At 63.5% G+C, this 16,266-nt stretch carries 14 protein-coding genes; 3 read left to right on the top strand and 11 right to left on the bottom strand.

Features of this window, described 5'->3' with window-relative positions:
- Nucleotides 1-53 precede the first annotated feature (53 nt).
- The 4 genes from BLV20_RS11215 to BLV20_RS11200 form a co-directional block, all read right to left on the bottom strand.
- A complete protein-coding gene (locus BLV20_RS11215; RefSeq protein ID WP_092301103.1) occupies nt 54-1,136 on the bottom strand; it encodes a BMP family ABC transporter substrate-binding protein in 1,083 nt (360 codons plus the stop codon).
- A 324-nt stretch (nt 1,137-1,460) separates the two neighbouring features.
- A complete protein-coding gene (locus BLV20_RS11210) occupies nt 1,461-2,819 on the bottom strand; it encodes an 8-oxoguanine deaminase (protein ID WP_092301100.1) in 1,359 nt (452 codons plus the stop codon).
- A gap of 243 nt (nt 2,820-3,062) precedes the next feature.
- Nucleotides 3,063-3,746, bottom strand: a complete 684-nt coding sequence (locus BLV20_RS11205; protein ID WP_092301097.1) for an SDR family oxidoreductase — start codon at nt 3,744-3,746, stop codon at nt 3,063-3,065.
- Nucleotides 3,747-3,771: 25 nt separating this feature from the next.
- On the bottom strand, nt 3,772-4,122 hold the full coding sequence (locus BLV20_RS11200; protein ID WP_092301094.1) for a MerR family transcriptional regulator: 351 nt from the start codon (nt 4,120-4,122) through the stop codon (nt 3,772-3,774).
- Between the two features lie 81 nt (nt 4,123-4,203).
- On the opposite strand from BLV20_RS11200, the gene BLV20_RS11195 reads away from it, so the two are divergent.
- Nucleotides 4,204-4,623, top strand: coding sequence for a hypothetical protein (locus BLV20_RS11195; RefSeq protein ID WP_092301092.1), 420 nt, complete (start codon nt 4,204-4,206; stop codon nt 4,621-4,623).
- Between the two features lie 40 nt (nt 4,624-4,663).
- Here the strand turns inward: BLV20_RS11195 and BLV20_RS11190 are convergent, their stop codons facing one another.
- From BLV20_RS11190 to BLV20_RS11160, 7 genes are all read right to left on the bottom strand, one after another.
- Nucleotides 4,664-5,590 (bottom strand): ABC transporter permease, encoded by a 927-nt coding sequence (locus BLV20_RS11190; RefSeq protein ID WP_092301089.1) that lies wholly within the window; start codon nt 5,588-5,590, stop codon nt 4,664-4,666.
- Complete coding sequence (locus BLV20_RS11185; protein ID WP_092301086.1) at nt 5,590-6,696, bottom strand: ABC transporter permease; 1,107 nt, start codon at nt 6,694-6,696, stop codon at nt 5,590-5,592. Before BLV20_RS11185 ends, BLV20_RS11190 begins: the two co-directional genes overlap by 1 nt.
- A gap of 15 nt (nt 6,697-6,711) precedes the next feature.
- The gene (locus BLV20_RS11180; protein ID WP_092301083.1) at nt 6,712-8,277 is read right to left on the bottom strand and encodes an ABC transporter ATP-binding protein; all 1,566 of its coding nucleotides are present in this window, start codon (nt 8,275-8,277) and stop codon (nt 6,712-6,714) included.
- A gap of 552 nt (nt 8,278-8,829) precedes the next feature.
- Complete coding sequence (locus BLV20_RS11175) at nt 8,830-9,411, bottom strand: IMPACT family protein (RefSeq protein ID WP_092301080.1); 582 nt, start codon at nt 9,409-9,411, stop codon at nt 8,830-8,832.
- A gap of 13 nt (nt 9,412-9,424) precedes the next feature.
- The gene (locus BLV20_RS11170; RefSeq protein WP_009046835.1) at nt 9,425-10,087 is read right to left on the bottom strand and encodes a TetR/AcrR family transcriptional regulator; all 663 of its coding nucleotides are present in this window, start codon (nt 10,085-10,087) and stop codon (nt 9,425-9,427) included.
- Nucleotides 10,088-10,175: 88 nt separating this feature from the next.
- Nucleotides 10,176-11,570 (bottom strand): uracil-xanthine permease family protein, encoded by a 1,395-nt coding sequence (locus BLV20_RS11165; RefSeq protein ID WP_092301077.1) that lies wholly within the window; start codon nt 11,568-11,570, stop codon nt 10,176-10,178.
- A gap of 132 nt (nt 11,571-11,702) precedes the next feature.
- On the bottom strand, nt 11,703-12,623 hold the full coding sequence (locus tag BLV20_RS11160) for a LysR family transcriptional regulator (RefSeq protein ID WP_092301074.1): 921 nt from the start codon (nt 12,621-12,623) through the stop codon (nt 11,703-11,705).
- Nucleotides 12,624-12,749: 126 nt separating this feature from the next.
- Here BLV20_RS11160 and BLV20_RS11155 point away from each other — a divergent pair, with 126 nt between their 5' ends.
- Entirely contained in the window at nt 12,750-14,099 is a 1,350-nt protein-coding gene (locus BLV20_RS11155; protein ID WP_092301071.1) for an omega-aminotransferase AptA, read from the top strand.
- A gap of 139 nt (nt 14,100-14,238) precedes the next feature.
- Nucleotides 14,239-15,732 (top strand): CoA-acylating methylmalonate-semialdehyde dehydrogenase, encoded by a 1,494-nt coding sequence (locus tag BLV20_RS11150; RefSeq protein WP_092301068.1) that lies wholly within the window; start codon nt 14,239-14,241, stop codon nt 15,730-15,732.
- Nucleotides 15,733-16,266 lie beyond the last annotated feature (534 nt).

Genomic DNA, 16,266 nt, shown 5'->3' with positions numbered 1-16,266 from the left:
CGGCGTAGCCCGGGCTGTCGCAGCCTGCGGCAGCGGCAACAGGGATCAGCGAGTCATTTCGGAATGTCGGCCTTCATGCCTTCCACGTAATAGTTCATCGATGCCAGTTCCGCGTTGCTGGCGCTGACCCCGGCGGCGAGTTTCTCCACGCCGGCCTGGTCCTTGATCGGCCCGGTGAACGGATGGAAGGCGCCGCTCTTGATGTCGGCGATGATCTGCTCGGCCTCACGCTTGACGTCAGCCGGCACCAGATTGCTGATCGGCAGCTCGACCGTGCCTTCCTTCAGGCCGCCCCAGTAGTCCTGGGATTTCCAGCTGTGGTCGAGCACGCCCTGGGTGGCCTGGATGTAATGCGGCCCCCAGTCGTTGACGATGGAGGTCAGCACCGCTTTCGGCCCGAAGTGAGCCATGTCCGAGGCGTAGCCCACGGCGTACACGCCACGGCGTTCGGCGGCCTGGATCGGCGCCGGGCTGTCGGTGTGCTGGAAGATCACGTCGGCGCCCTGGTCGATCAGGGCATTGGCGGCATCGGCTTCCTTGCCCGGGTCGAACCAGGAGTTGACCCATACCACCTTGATCTCGGTGCCCGGGTTGTACTTGTTCAGCGCCAGCTGGATGGCGTTGATGTCGCGGATCACTTCCGGGATCGGGAAGGAGGCGATGTAGCCGACCTTCTTGCTCTTGGTCATCTTCGCCGCGAGGAAGCCACCGACGTAGCGACCCTCATAGGTGCGGGCCAGGTAAGTGCCGAGGTTCTTGTCCTGCTTGTAGCCGGTGGCGTGTTCGAAGGTGGTCTTGGGGAATTGCCTGGCGACTTTCAGGGTCGGGTTCATGTAGCCGAAGGAAGTGGTGAAGATCAGGTCGTACTTGTCCTTGGCCATGTTGCGGATCACCCGCTCGGCGTCGGCGCCTTCGGCGACGTTCTCCACATAGTTGGTCTTGATCTGTTCGCCGAATTTCTCCACCAGCGCCAGGCGCCCCTGTTCATGCTGATAGGTCCAGCCGTGGTCGCCGATCGGGCCGATGTAGACGAAGCCGACCTTCAGCGGATCGGCGGCGCTGGCGCTCAGCGAGAGGCTCAGGCCGATGGCCGCGGTGAGGGCGCATAGCAATTTTTGCAGTGGGCGTTTATGCATGAATCCGGACTCCATTTTGTTGTGGGGCAAGGCGTGAGCAGCTCAATGCAAATAGCTGACCAACAAGACAACAAAATTTTTCGGAACCGGGCGATGCCTTCGCGGGCAAGCCTCGCTCCTACAGGACATGCAGCTTCTGTAGGAGCGAGGCTTGCCCGCGAAGAGGCCCGCTCGATCGGCGCGGGATCATCCCGGTGCACCTTGGGCAGCCACGCCATGCGCTGGTGCACGAAACGCTGGAGGCTCACGCAGCCCTTGGCTGATCGCTGCCTGCTCGATGCATCCGGGTTGCGGGCGCTACAGCTTGCTTGCGAAACGCCCGGGTCAGGCGCCGCCAATCAACTCCCGGGCCGCCTGCCGGTGATCGGCAATCAGGCCCCGCACATCCAGGCCCTCGACCTGCCCGTCGATCACCCGCCACTGGCCGCCGACCATCACCCGGTCCGCGCGATCCGCGCCGCACAGCAGCAATGCCGAGAGCGGGTCATGGCTGCCGGAGAAGCGCAGCTCATCGAGCTTGAACAGCGCCAGGTCGGCCTGCTTGCCCACGGCCAGCTCGCCAATATCGTTGCGTCCCAGCAGCCGTGCCGAGCCCTGGGTGGCCCAGCCCAGCACCAGCTCCGGGGTGATCTTTTCGGCGCCGTAGCGCAGGCGTTGCAGGTACAGGGCCTGCCGGGTTTCGAGAATCATGTTGGAGGCGTCGTTCGAGGCCGAGCCATCCACGCCCAGGCCGACGGGCGCGCCGGCGTCGGTCAGATCCAGGGTCGGGCAGATGCCGGAGGCCAGGCGCATGTTGGAGCTCGGGCAATGGCAGATGCCGGTCCCGGCGGCGCCGAGGCGGGCGATTTCATCGGGGTTGAAATGGATGCCGTGGGCCAGCCAGGTGCGCGGGCCGAGCCAGCCGACGCTGTCCAGGTAATCCACGGTGCGCAGGCCGAAGCGTTGCAGGCAGAAGTCTTCCTCGTCGAGGGTTTCCGCCAGGTGGGTGTGCAGGCGCACGTCGAGTTTTTCCGCCAGCTCGGCGCTGGCCGCCATGATCTCTGGGGTCACCGAGAACGGCGAGCAGGGCGCCAGGGCGATCTGGATCTGCGCGCCGGCGCCGCGTTCGTGGTACGCGGCGATCAGCCGCTGGCTGTCGGCGAGAATCACCTCGCCCTGCTGCACGGTCTGCTGCGGCGGCAGGCCGCCATCCGCCTCGCCGAGGCTCATGGAACCGCGGGTAAGCATGGCGCGCATGCCCAGTTCGCGCACGCTGGCGACCTGCACGTCGATGGCGTTTTCCAGGCCTTCGGAGAACAGGTAATGGTGGTCGGCAGCGGTGGTGCAGCCGGACAGCAGCAGCTCGGCCAGCGCCACTTTACTGGCCAGGGCGAGTTTTTCCGGGGTCAGCCGCGCCCAGACCGGGTACAGGGTTTTCAGCCAGGGGAACAGCGGCTGGTTGACCACCGGCGCCCAGGCGCGGGTCAGGGTTTGATAGAAGTGGTGATGGGTGTTGATCAGCCCCGGCAGCAGCACGTGCTCGCGGGCATCGAAGACCTGTCCACAGGGCTGGGCGGGTTGCTGGCCGGCGCCGAGCACTTCGACGATCAGGCCGTCTTGCAGCACCAGGCCGCCGCGGGCGTCGAGGGCATTGCCAGTGAAAATGGCGAGGGGATTTTTTAACCAGGTACGGGTCGCAGGCATGGTGGCCGGCTCCTCTGAAAGTGGGTTCAGGTTAGCCAGCTCAGTGTTGCCCTGTCTGCTGATCCAGGGTCGCCACGGGGGCGAGGTGCGCAGTTTACGGGGAGACCGCTGCGCGGTCTATCGCGGGCAAGCCTCGCTCCTACATACGGCGGTGACTGTAGGAGCGAGGCTTGCCCGCGATGGCGTCCGGCGCTCGACCACGAACTGGGCGCTGCGATGTCGGCAGCGGCTACAGGTGCAGGCTTACCAGGGAATGGTTTCGCCCTTGTAGTTGACGAAATAGTGCCCGCCCTTGCCGGTATAGGCGTTGACCTGCTCGATCAGGCCGCGGGTGCTGGTCTCGACGTCGATGTCCGCGCCTTCGCCGCCCATGTCGGTCTTCACCCAGCCCGGGTGCAGCGACAGCACGGTGAGTTTCTGCTCGAGCTGGGTCACCAAGCTGTTGGTCATCGAGTTCAGCGCCGCCTTGCTGGCCTTGTACAGCGCCAGTTCCGGCGCGTCGGGCATGGTCACGCTGCCCAGCACCGAACTCATGAACGCCAGCACGCCGCTGTCCGGGCGGATCTGCGGGAGGAAACGCTGGGCCAGGTTGATCGGCGCCACGGCGTTGGTGAAAAACAATTGGCCGACTTCCGCCAGGGTCGCCTTGCCTGGCGTCTGGTCGTCGGGCCCCTTGACCCCGGCGTTGACGAACAGCAGGTCGAATACCTGGTCTTTGAGCTTCTGGTTCAGGGCGATCACCGCCTGCTGGTCGTCCATGTCCAGTTGTTCGATGCGCACCGGGCCCAGGGCTTCGAGCGCCTCGGCCTTTTGCGGGTTGCGCACGGTGGCAGTGACTTGCCAGCCATCTTCCAGCAGGCGTTGCACCAGGCCCAGGCCCAGGCCTCTGGAGGCGCCGATGATCAGTGCGGTTTTTGGTGTAGACATGCGGGAGTTCCTTGATGAGTGAAGATCATGGATTTAAGGGACAACGCTGGCCGAGCCGTCGTTGCAGTTCCTGGCGCAACTCGCCCAGTTCGCTGATGCGGGTCTCGATCAGGGTCAGTTTGTCTTGCAGCAATTGCGTCACCGCGCTATCCGGATCGCTGGCCTGCCACAGCGCGGCAACGCTGCTGCCGATCTCGCCGAGGCTGAAGCCCAGGCGTTGCGCGGTCTTGATGTAGAGCACCAGCTGCACCATGTCGCTGGGGTATTCACGATAGCCGTTGGCGCTGCGTTGTGCTGCGATTAACCCGCGCTGCTCGTAAAAACGCAGGGTATCGCGGCTGACGGCGCAGGCCTGGGCAAGTTCACCGATGCGCATGCTGGAGTCTCGGAAGGGCTTGACCCTGGAGCATACTCCAGGCTTTAGCCTGTGTGCTCCTTGATATCCGGAGCGACCTTTATGTGGAGCACAGCGCAATACCGCCAATTGGTGCGGGCCAGCGGTTGGTACGACCTGATCGTCACCGCCGCCTTTGTCACCCCCTGGAGCTTTCTCTTCCTGCACGGGCTGATGCAGCAGTGGAGCCAGGCCCTCGACCTGCCCGGCGCACTGCCGCCGTTCGAGCCCATGCATATGTTGATGGTCAACCTGATGGGTTCGATCGTCTGCGTCTGGTCGGTGCTGCGCATCCGCGATCCGCAACTGGCCTTCGGCCGCTACGACGCCGCCGGCCGGCTGCTGTTCGCCACCTGGCAGGTCTACGCCCTGGCCCATGGCGGCACGGCCTTGATCGGCGTGATCCTGTTTTTCGAACTGGCCTGGGCAGTGGCGCAACTGTGGCCGGTTCGCGAGCAGGACAGACGCCTCGATATTCCGTAGGAGCGAGGCTTGCCCGCGAAAACCCCCACCCGAACGCTATCTAACGCCCCGCCTGCCACGGCTGCCCCAGCGACACCGGCGCATACAGGCGGGTGCGCAGCGCATCCCGGGACAGCAGCACCAGCACCAGGATGGTCGCGGCATACGGCAGCATCGCCAAGAGGTTCGAAGGGATCGCCAGACCCAGACCTTGCGCCACCAGGTGCAGGATGCTGGCGAGGCCGAACAGGTAGGCGCCGAGCAGCAGGCGCCACACCCGCCAGCTGGCGAACACCACCAGCGCGAGGGCGATCCAGCCGCGACCGGCGCTCATGTTTTCCGCCCACATCGGCGTATAGGCCAGGGACAGGTAAGCCCCGGCCAGGCCGGCCATGGCACCGCCGAACAACACCGCCAGGGTGCGTACCCGCAATACCGGCAGGCCCATGGCGCTGGCCGCGTCGGGGTTTTCGCCGACCGCCTGGATGATCAGGCCGACCCGGCTTTTCAGGATCACCCAGGCCACCAGGGCGAACAGGGCGAAAGACAGGTAGACCAGCAGGTCCTGGGCAAACAGCATGCGCCCGATCAAGGGGATTTCGCTGAGCAGCGGAATCGCCATCGGCTCGAACCCGGCCAGTGGTTTACCGACCCAGCTGGCACCGACGAAGCTCGACAGCCCGACCCCAAAGATGGTCAGGGCCAGGCCGCTGGCCACCTGGTTGGCGTTGAACACCAGCGCCACCAGGGCGAACAGCGCCGACAACAGCATGCCGGCGAGCATCGCCAGCAGCACGCCGAGCCACAAGTTGCCGCTGTTCAGGGCGACGATAAAACCGATCACCGCGCCAAACAGCATCATGCCTTCCTGGCCGAGGTTGAGGACGCCGCTCTTCTCGCAGATCAGTTCGCCCAGGGCCACCAGCAGCAGCGGCGTACCGCAGCGGATCATGGCGTAGAAAATATTGCTCAACAGATCGATATCCATCACAGCGCTCCTGCCTGCACGGAAGGGGGGGCGGCGCGACGTGCCCAGCGCAGGTGCAGGCGCGGCCGATAGAGAATCAGCACGTCACTGGCCAGTAGGAAGAACAGCATCATGCCCTGGAACAATTGGGTGATGGCTTGTGGCAGGTTGAGGCTCATCTGCGCATTTTCGCCGCCGATGTACAGCAGCGCCATCAGCAGGCTGGAGAACAGGATGCCGATGGGGTGCAGGCGGCCGAGAAAGGCCACGGTGATCGCCGCATAGCCATAGCCGGGCGAAACCTGCGGCACCAACTGGCCGATGGGGCCGGTGACTTCGCACACCCCGGCCAGGCCGGCGAGCCCGCCGCTGATCAGCAGCGCCAGCCAAATCAGGCGCTTCTCGCGAAAACCGACGAAGCCGGCGGCGCGCTTGTCCAGCCCCAGCACTTTGATCTGGAAGCCGACGAAGCTTTTTTGCAGCAGCACCCACACCGCCACCAGGGCCAGCAGGGCGAAATACACCCCGGCGTGCACCCGGCCGTCTTCCAGAAGCAGCGGCAGGCGGCTGGCATCGCCGAACATCGCCGACTCGGGGAAGTTGAACCCGGCCGGGTCTTTCAGCGGCCCGTGCACGCAATACAGCAGCAGGTTCAGGGCGATGTAGTTGAGCATGATGCTGGTGAGGATTTCATTGGCGTTGAAGTGCGTGCGCAACCAGGCGGTGAGGCCGGCCCAGGCGGCGCCGGCCAGGGTGCCGGTGAGCAGGATCAGCACCAGCGCCCAGCGGCTTTGCAGGTCGATGATGTTCACCGCCAGCGCGCTGCCGGCCAGGGCGCCGAGCAGCAGCTGGCCTTCGGCGCCGATGTTCCAGATCCGCGCCTGGTACGCCACGGCCAGGCCGAGGGCGCAGAGCAGGATCGGCAGGGCCTTGACCAGCAGTTCCGAGACGCCATACAGGTCGCTGATCGGGGCGATCAGCAAGGTGTGCAGGGTTTCCAGCGGGGCGTGGCCCAGGGCGACGAACAGCAGCGAGCCACAGCACAGGGTCAGGGCGGCGGCCAACAGCGGCGAGCACCAGAGCATCAGGCGCGATTGCTGGCCGCGGGGTTCGAGAGAAAGCAGCATAAATAAACAGCTCCGTTACGCTGGCTGAGCGGATAAGTGGACGGGGGTATCGAACTGGCCGGCCATCCAGCCGCCGACTTCGACCAGGCTGGTGTCCGCGGTGGCCTTGAGGGCCGACAGGCGCCCGCTGCACAGGGCCGCCAGGCGATCGCTGATCTGGAACAGTTCGTCGAGGTCTTCGGAAATCACCAGGATCGCCGCGCCCGCATCGCGCAGGGCCACCAGGGCCCGGTGGATAGTCGCGGCGGCGCCGACGTCGACGCCCCAGGTCGGGTGCGCGGCGATCAGTAGCCGGGGTTGCTGGAGGATCTCCCGGCCGAGGATGAATTTCTGCAGGTTGCCGCCGGACAGGCTGCGGGCGGCGGTCTGGCTGTCCGGGGTTTTCACCGCGAAGCGGCGGATGATGTCCTCGGCCAGGGCCAGCACCTTGCCGCGCTGAATCAGACCTTTGCTCACCAGCCCATGCTGGAAGGCGGTCAGCAGGGCGTTGTCCGCCAGGCTCAGTTCCGGTACGGCGCCGTGGCCCAGGCGCTCGGCCGGGACGAACGCCAGGCCCAGCCGGCGGCGGGCATCGGGACGCAAATGGGCAACGTACTGACCGGCGAAGCGCAAGGTGGACGCGGCGGCGCGGCCCAGGCGCTGTTCGCCGCTGAGCAGGGCCAGCAGTTCGTCCTGGCCATTGCCGGCGACCCCGGCGATGCCGACGATTTCACCGCTGCGCACGTCCAGGTCGATGTCCTGGAGCGAACAGCCGAACGGGTCCGGGTTCGGCCAGGAAAGTTTCTGCACCTGGAGGAAGGCTTCGCCGCCCTTGGCCTTGGGGTAGTCGGCGATCAGGCCCGCGGCTTCGCCGACCATCAGCCGCGCCAGTTCCTGGTCGGAGCATTCGGCCGGTATGCAGTGCCCGGCCACCCGCCCGCCGCGCAGCACCGTGGCGCTGTGGCACAGGGCACGGACTTCGCCGAGCTTGTGGCTGATAAACAGAATGCTGCAGCCCTCGCTGGCCAGGCGGCGCAGGGTGACGAACAGTTCGTCGGCCTCCTGGGGCGTCAGCACCGAGGTCGGTTCGTCGAGGATCAGCAGGCGGATATCTTGCATCAGGCAGCGGATGATTTCCACCCGCTGGCGTTCGCCGATGGACAGGCTGTGCACCAGGCGTTCCGGCTCCAGGGCCATGCCGTAGCGCTGCGAAACCTGGCGGATTTTGGGCGCCAGCTGCTTCGGTGTACCGGCCGCGGCGCCCATGGCCAGGGCGATGTTTTGCGCCACGCTCAGGGTCTCGAACAGCGAGAAATGCTGGAACACCATGCCGATCCCCAGGCTGCGCGCCTGGGCCGGATTGCGTATGAGCTGCCGCTGCCCCTGCCAGATCAGCTCGCCCGAGTCGGCCTGGGTCACCCCGTAGATGATTTTCATCAGGGTGCTTTTGCCGGCGCCGTTTTCGCCAAGCAGGGCATGGATTTCCCCCGGCTGGATGCTCAGGTCGATAGCGTCGTTGGCCAGGCAACCGGGGTAGCGTTTGGTGATGCCGCGCAGTTGCAGGCGGGGCGTTGCGGCGTGGATGGGGACTGGGTTTGGCATGACGGGCTCGGGTGGCTGAACGTTATGCCGGTGGACAAAGCAATTTCCTGGCCAGTGAGTCAGGAAAACGCCTGAGCCCGATAAAGTGCAGCCTCGAATGCCCTTTGCCCTTCTTTGCATTGACCCTGCGGCACCAGTTCGGGGCAGGGCGTTGGCAAGGGCTGCGGTTTTGCCCACAAAGGGCTGGTCGAAAAATGATCAGCCGCCTGCAAGCCTTGCCGCATCGGCGACTGGCGCAGCCTTGCACGGGTTATCCACAGCTTGCTCCACAGTATTTGTGCGCAAGCCGCAAGAGCGGGCATAAGCGCTGCGGGGCTTTCTTCTAAAAGCGATAAACCGAGCTAACTTGCTGTTTTAGCTTGAAAAATACATTCGTGACGAGCGATTGGCTGAAAAGTGAGCAACCACCGCAAAGCCACGTTACAGAAGGGTTACAGGCAAGTGTGCTCAGGTTATCCACAGTCGGGTACACAGCGGGTGTGGGCAAGTCGACTGTCCACCGCAAATGTTGTGCACAGGATGATTTCGAGGCGTGGGTCGCTCTTGGTGCACTCAGCGTTGCAACAGGATGCGCCCGCGACTCAGGTCGGCCAGCTGGCTTTGCAAGGTGGCGATCTGGCTTTCGCCCAGGGCCAGTTGCAGTTCTACGCCGTTGGCCGTGAAGTGTTCCTCGACCAGCAGCCCGCCGAGTTCCGCGACCCGCAGCTTGACCAGTGCCAGTTCGCTGAAGCTGCAGGCGCACCGCAGGGCTACACGGCTGACCAGTTCGATGCGCTCGGCGCCTTGCAGGCACTTGTTGGCGCTGCCGCCATAGGCGCGGGCCAGCCCGCCGGTGCCCAGTTGAATGCCGCCGTACCAGCGAATCACCAGCACCGCGACTTGATCGCAGTCCTGGGCCTCGATGGCCGCGAGGATCGGTCGGCCGGCAGTGCCGCCGGGCTCGCCGTCGTCACTGCTGCGGTATTGGTCGGCGAGTTTCCAGGCCCAGCAATTGTGCGAGGCGTTGAGGTCGCTGTGCTGTTCGATAAAGGCCTGGGCCTCGGCCGCGCTGCTGATCGGCGCGGCGAGGGCGATAAAGCGGCTTTTGCGAATCTCTTCGCGGTATTCGCAAAGGCCGGCGAGGGTAAAGGGCATGCGTTGTGTTCTTTTATAAGGCGGGCTTGAGGCCGCAACCCTTGAGGATAATGCGGATCAGGTTGTTGCCGGCGTCTTCCATGTCCTGCTTGGTCAGCTTGCTGCGACCGGTGACGCGGCAGATCTGGGTGGCGAAGTCGGCGTAATGCTGGGTGCTGCCCCACAGCAGGAAGATCAGGTGCACCGGGTCGACCGGGTCCATCTTGCCGGCGTCGATCCAGGCCTGGAACACCGCGGCGCGGCCCTGGAACCAGGCGCGGTAGTCCTGGCTGAAGTATTCGCTGAGGCATTCGCCGCCACTGATGATCTCCATGGCGAAGATTCGCGAGGCCTGCGGCTGGCGCCGGGAGAACTCCATCTTGGCGCGGATGTAGCGGCTCAACGCTTCGGCCGGGTCGTCCTCGGCGGTCAGGGTGTTGAAGGTGCTGTCCCACAACTCGAGGATGTTGCTCAACACCGCGACATACAGCCCAAGCTTGTTGGTGAAGTAGTAATGCAGGTTGGCCTTGGGCAGGCCGGCATTCTGCGCGATGGTGTTCATGCTGGTGCCTTTGAAACCATGACGGGCGAACTCGTCTTCGGCGGCCTTGATGATCGCTTCTTCGTTTTTCTGGCGAATACGGCTGGCGGGCTTGGCGGTTTGAGGGCCGGCGTGGGCTGGGACTTCAAGGGTCATAGGCATTTCCGAGCTGTTCTGTGGGTGCAACCTGTGCGTTGATAGCGCACCCACAAGCGCCAGACAAGTCTTCTGGGCAGAAAACCGCTCAAAGCGGTTCCAGCCTGTCGCTTTCGCCAGCCGGGTTTGCGTCATGCAGTACGGCCCGGTCTTCCGGCAGCAGCAGGCACATGACGATCGCGGTCAGGCCGCCGCTGGTGATTGCCGAGTCGAACAGGTTCTGCACCACCTTGGGCAACAGGTGCAGCAGGTTCGGCTGCGCCGCGATCCCCAGGCCGACGCCGAAGGAGGTGGCGATGATCAGCATGCTGCGCCGGTCCAGCGGGGCCTGGGCGAGGATGCGCACGCCCGCCGCGGCGACGCTGCCGAACATCACCAGGGTGGCACCGCCCAGCACCGGCTTGGGGATTTGCTGCAACACTGCGCCGATCATGGGGAACAGGCCCAAGCAGAACAGCAGCAGGCCGATGTACAGCCCGACATGGCGGCTGGCCACGCCGGTCAGCTGAATCACCCCGTTGTTCTGGGCGAAGGTGGTGTTGGGAAAGGCGCTGAAAGTTGCCGCGATCATGCAACTGACGCCGTCGCCGAGAATGCCGCCCTTGAGCCGGCTTATATAAGAAGGGCCGCTGATGGGCTGGCGGGCGAGCATGCAGTTGGCGGTCAGGTCGCCGACGGTTTCGAGGGTGCTGATCAGGTAGATCAGCGCCACGGGCAGGAACGCCGTCCAGTCGAAGCTGAAGCCGAAGCGGAAAGGTGTCGGCAGGCTGATCAGCGGCAGGTCGGGCAATGCCTGGGGGACCAGCTTGCCGCTGAACCAGGCGGCGAGGCTGCCCAGGGCCAGGCCGATGATGATTGCCGAGAGCCGTACCCAGGGCGTATTCGAGCGGTTCAACAGGATGATGGTCAACAGCACCAATAGGCCCAGCGCGAGGTTGCCCGGTGCGCCGAAATCCGCGGCATTGAAGCCGCCGCCTAGGTCGGTGATGCCGACCTTGATCAGGCTGACGCCGATCAGGGTAATCACGATGCCGGTGACTAAAGGCGTGACGACGCGGCGCAATTGGCCGATGAAGCGACTCAGGACAATCTGCACCACTGCGCCGAAAAAGCACACGCCGAAGATCATCGCCAGGATGTCTTCCGGGCTGCCGCCCCGTTGCTTGACCAGGAAACCCGCGGACAGCACCGCACCGAGAAAGGCGAAGCTGGTGCCTTGCAGGCAGATCATGCCGGCGCCGATCCCGAATGGCCGGCGCGCCTGAATAAAGGTACCGACCCCGGAAACCATCAGCGCCATGCTGATCAGGTAGGGCAGGTGGGCGCCCAGGCCCAGGGCCGAGCCGATCACCAGCGGTGGAGTAATGATGCCGACAAAGCTTGCCAGCACATGCTGCAAGGCGGCGAGTAGCGCCGCGGGCGGTTTCGGGCGATCGTCGAGGCCGTAGATCAGATCGCTTGGGCGGGAGGTTTCTGGCTGCATGGGCTGGGAACTCGGGGCTGGCGGTTCAAAGTCCTCATGCCCTGCAAAAAGCTGTCCAGGTGCTCAGGTTATTGCGCTGATATTTCGCTGCAGGCCAGTGACATCAAGGTTTCCAGGCGTTCGCCTGCTTTCTCAGCGAGTCGCCGCCAGGCTTTCCAGGAAGCTTTCCAGCACCAGATGGGGGCGTCGGCCCTTGCGGGTGACCGATGCCAGGCTCAGGTCATAAAAGCGCGAAGCCGGTTTGAGCGCGCGCAGCCGCCCCTGCTGGACCCAAAGGTTGGCGTAATGGTCCGGCAGGTAACCGATGTAGCGTCCGGTGAGAATCAGGAACGCCATGCCTTCGCGGTCCGAAGCGCTGGCGGTGCAATTGAGCGCCTGGTAATGGGCCTGGATCTCGGCGGGCAGGCGGAAGGTCGGGGCGATGGCGTCCTGCTCGTTGAGGCGCCGGTCGTCCAGTTGCTTGTCGTCGACATAAAACAGCGGGTGGCCGACGGCGCAATAAAGCAGCGAGCGTTCGCTGTACAGCGGCTGGTATTCCAGCCCGGACAAGGCGCTGGCCTGGGGCACCACGCCGACATGCAGGCGCCCGTCGAGCACGCCTTGTTCGACCTCGTTGGGGGCGATCATGCGGATCTGGATCTGCACGTCCGGCCCGCGTTCCTTCAATTGCGCCAGGGCATGGGTGATGCGCATGTGGGGCAGGGTGACCAGATTGTCGGTCAGGCCGATGATCAGTTCGCCACGCAGATGGCGGTGCAGGCCGTTGACCTCGGTGCGAAAGCTTTCCAGGGCGCTCAGTAACTGCAGGGCCGATTGATACACCTCGCGCCCCTCCTCGGTCAGTGAAAACCCGGCGCGCCCGCGTTGGCACAAACGCAGGCCGAGGCGTTGCTCGAGGTCACTCATCTGCTGGCTGATGGCCGAACGGCCGATGCCGAGCACGGTTTCCGCGGCGGAAAAGCCGCCGGATTCGACCACGCTGCGAAAGATCCGCAGCAGGCGGATATCAAAGTCGCTGACTTGCGCCAACGGGTCGGCGCGACGGCTGCTCATAGTTTAGTAAACCGCTGACTGAAGGTTATAAAAGTTGGATTTCACCGACTTTATAGCCGTGGCAACTTAGCTGCAACAACGCTTTCCGATCCCTGCGCCGCTTATTGCCCTGCGAGGTTTTGCCCCATGAACATGCATGAAAACGCTCCAGCTTCCCTGGCCAGCCAGCTCAAGCTCGATGCTCACTGGATGCCCTACACCGCCAACCGCAACTTCCAGCGCGACCCGCGCCTGATCGTCGCCGCCGAAGGCAGCTGGCTCGTGGATGACAAGGGGCGCAAGGTCTACGACTCGCTGTCCGGCCTGTGGACCTGTGGCGCTGGCCACACCCGCAAGGAGATCCAGGAAGCGGTGGCCAAGCAGTTGGGCACTCTCGATTACTCGCCTGGCTTCCAGTACGGCCATCCGCTGTCGTTCCAGCTGGCCGAGAAAATCACCGCGCTGACCCCGGGCAATCTCAACCACGTGTTCTTCACCGACTCCGGTTCCGAATGCGCCGACACCGCGGTGAAAATGGTGCGCGCCTACTGGCGCCTCAAAGGCCAGTCGACCAAGACCAAGATGATCGGCCGTGCCCGTGGCTACCACGGCGTGAACATTGCCGGCACCAGCCTCGGCGGGGTCAACGGTAACCGCAAGCTATTCGGCCAGGCGATGATGGATGTCGACCATCTGCCGCATACCTTGTTGGCCAGCAACGCGTTCTCTCGCGGCATGCCGGAGCAGGGCGGTATCGCGCTGGCCGATGAGCTGCTCAAGTTGATCGAGCTGCATGACGCCTCGAACATCGCCGCCGTATTCGTCGAGCCTATGGCCGGCTCCGCTGGCGTATTGGTGCCGCCGCAGGGTTATCTCAAGCGCCTGCGGGAAATCTGCGACCAGCACAACATCCTGCTGGTGTTCGACGAAGTGATCACCGGCTTCGGCCGTACCGGCAAGATGTTCGGTGCCGACAGCTTTGGCGTGACCCCGGACCTGATGTGCATCGCCAAGCAAGTCACCAACGGCGCCATTCCGATGGGCGCGGTGATTGCCAGTTCCGAGATCTATCAGACCTTCATGAATCAGCCGACGCCCGAGTACGCGGTGGAGTTCCCTCACGGCTACACCTATTCGGCGCACCCGGTGGCCTGCGCCGCCGGCTTGGCGGCATTGGATCTGCTGCAAAAGGAAAACCTGGTGCAGAGCGTTGCTGACGTGGCACCGCATTTCGAGAAGGCGCTTCACGGCATCAAGGGCGCCAAGAACGTCATCGACATCCGTAACTACGGCCTGGCCGGCGCCATCCAGATTGCCACACGGGACGGCGACGCCATCGTGCGTCCGTTCGAAGCGGGCATGGCGCTGTGGAAAGCCGGTTTCTACGTACGCTTTGGCGGCGACACCCTGCAGTTCGGCCCGACCTTCAATAGCAAGCCGCAGGATCTGGATCGCCTGTTCGATGCCGTTGGCGAAGTGCTGAACAAGATCGACTGATTTCCAAAAACTGTAGGAGCTGAGCTTGCTCGCGATGGCGCACTTATAGGCGCCATCGTGGTTTGGCTCATATTCAAAGTCATCTATATAGAACAGGCGCCCCTTGGCGGGCGCCTGTGGACAACTTCAGGAGTTCCCGATGAGCGTTATCCCGCATTTGATCAATGGTGAACTGGTGACCGAGAACGGTCGCGCGGTCGATGTGTTCAACCCTTCCACCGGCCAGGCAATCCACAAGCTACCGCTGGCCAGCCGCGAAACCATCCAGAGCGCCATCGATGCCGCCAAGGCAGCCTTCCCGGCCTGGCGCAATACGCCGCCGGCCAAACGTGCCCAGGTGATGTTCCGCTTCAAGCAATTGCTGGAGCAGAACGAATCGCGCATCGCCCAGTTGATCAGCGAAGAGCACGGCAAGACCCTGGAAGACGCCGCCGGTGAGCTCAAGCGTGGTATCGAAAACGTCGAGTTCGCCTGCGCCGCCCCGGAAATCCTCAAGGGCGAGTACAGCCGCAACGTCGGCCCGAATATCGATGCCTGGTCCGACTTCCAGCCGCTGGGTGTGGTTGCCGGCATCACCCCGTTCAACTTCCCGGCTATGGTGCCGCTGTGGATGTATCCGCTGGCGATCGTCTGCGGCAACTGCTTCATCCTCAAGCCCTCCGAGCGTGACCCGAGCTCGACCCTGCTGATTGCCCAGCTGCTGCTGGAAGCCGGCCTGCCGAAAGGCGTGCTGAGTGTGGTGCACGGCGACAAGGCCGCGGTGGACGCGCTGATCGAAGCGCCGGAAGTCAAGGCGCTGAGCTTCGTTGGTTCGACGCCGATTGCCGAATACATCTACGCCGAAGGCACCAAGCGTGGCAAACGCGTTCAGGCGCTGGGCGGGGCAAAGAACCACGCGGTGCTGATGCCGGATGCCGACCTGGACAACGCAGTCAGTGCCCTGATGGGCGCTGCCTATGGTTCGTGCGGCGAGCGCTGCATGGCTATCTCGGTTGCCGTGTGCGTGGGGGATCAGGTGGCCGATGCGTTGGTGGCCAAGCTGGTGCCGCAAATCCAGGCGCTGAAAATTGGTGCCGGTACTTCCTGTGGCCTGGACATGGGGCCGCTGGTCACTGGGCAGGCGCGGGACAAGGTCAGCGGTTATGTCGAAGACGGCGTGAAGGCGGGCGCGAAGCTGGTGGTCGACGGTCGTGGCCTGAGCGTGCCGGGTCATGAAGAAGGCTTCTTCCTCGGTGGTTGCCTGTTCGACAACGTCACCCCGGAAATGCGCATCTATAAAGAAGAGATCTTCGGGCCGGTGCTGTGCGTCGTGCGAGTGAACAGCCTGGAAGAGGCGATGCAACTGATCAACGATCACGAATACGGCAACGGCACCTGCATCTTTACCCGTGACGGTGAGGCCGCGCGGCTGTTCTGTGACGAGATCGAAGTAGGGATGGTAGGCGTCAACGTTCCGCTGCCGGTGCCGGTGGCCTATCACAGCTTTGGCGGCTGGAAGCGTTCGCTGTTTGGCGACCTGCATGCTTACGGCCCGGACGGCGTGCGTTTCTATACTCGTCGCAAGGCAATCACTCAGCGTTGGCCGCAGCGCGCCAGCCATGAAGCATCGCAGTTCGCCTTCCCTAGCTTGTAATAGATAGAAGGGAGTAAAGGCCGCCCTTGGGGCGGCCTTTGCTTTTTTTGGGGTGGTTTTGGCCGATATGACAGATTTGTGAAAATAAGTGTTGACGGCAGATTCTGGAAGTCTATAATTCGCCCCACTTCCGGCGCAGTCGAAACGGAAAACTCCTTGAGATTCAACGAGTTACACGGTTTTCGGCAGCGGTCACGCTTCAGCTCATCGAAGCCCGAAGGAGTTGATTCGGCAGTGTGTTTTCGCCGAGTTAACGGTTCGATCTTCTCGGTCGAAAGCGGAGAAAAAGAGGTGTTGACAGCAGCGTGTAACGCTGTAGAATTCGCCTCCCGCTGACGAGAGATCGGAAGCGCAAGTGGTTGAAGTTGCAAAGGAAACTTTGAAAACTTCTTAAAATAACCGCTTGACAGATGCAGAGGCTGCTGTAGAATGCGCGCCTCGGTTGAGACGAAAGACTTAACCAACCGCTCTTTAACAACTGAATCAAGCAATTCGTGTGGGTGCTTGTGGAGTCAGACTGATAGTCAGAAAGAT

It is taken from the genome of Pseudomonas sp. NFIX28, assembly GCF_900107395.1.
In the GTDB taxonomy this organism is placed as follows: domain Bacteria; phylum Pseudomonadota; class Gammaproteobacteria; order Pseudomonadales; family Pseudomonadaceae; genus Aquipseudomonas.
Note: the sequence above shows the minus strand (reverse complement) of the source record. Positions and strands in the feature narration are given on the sequence as shown.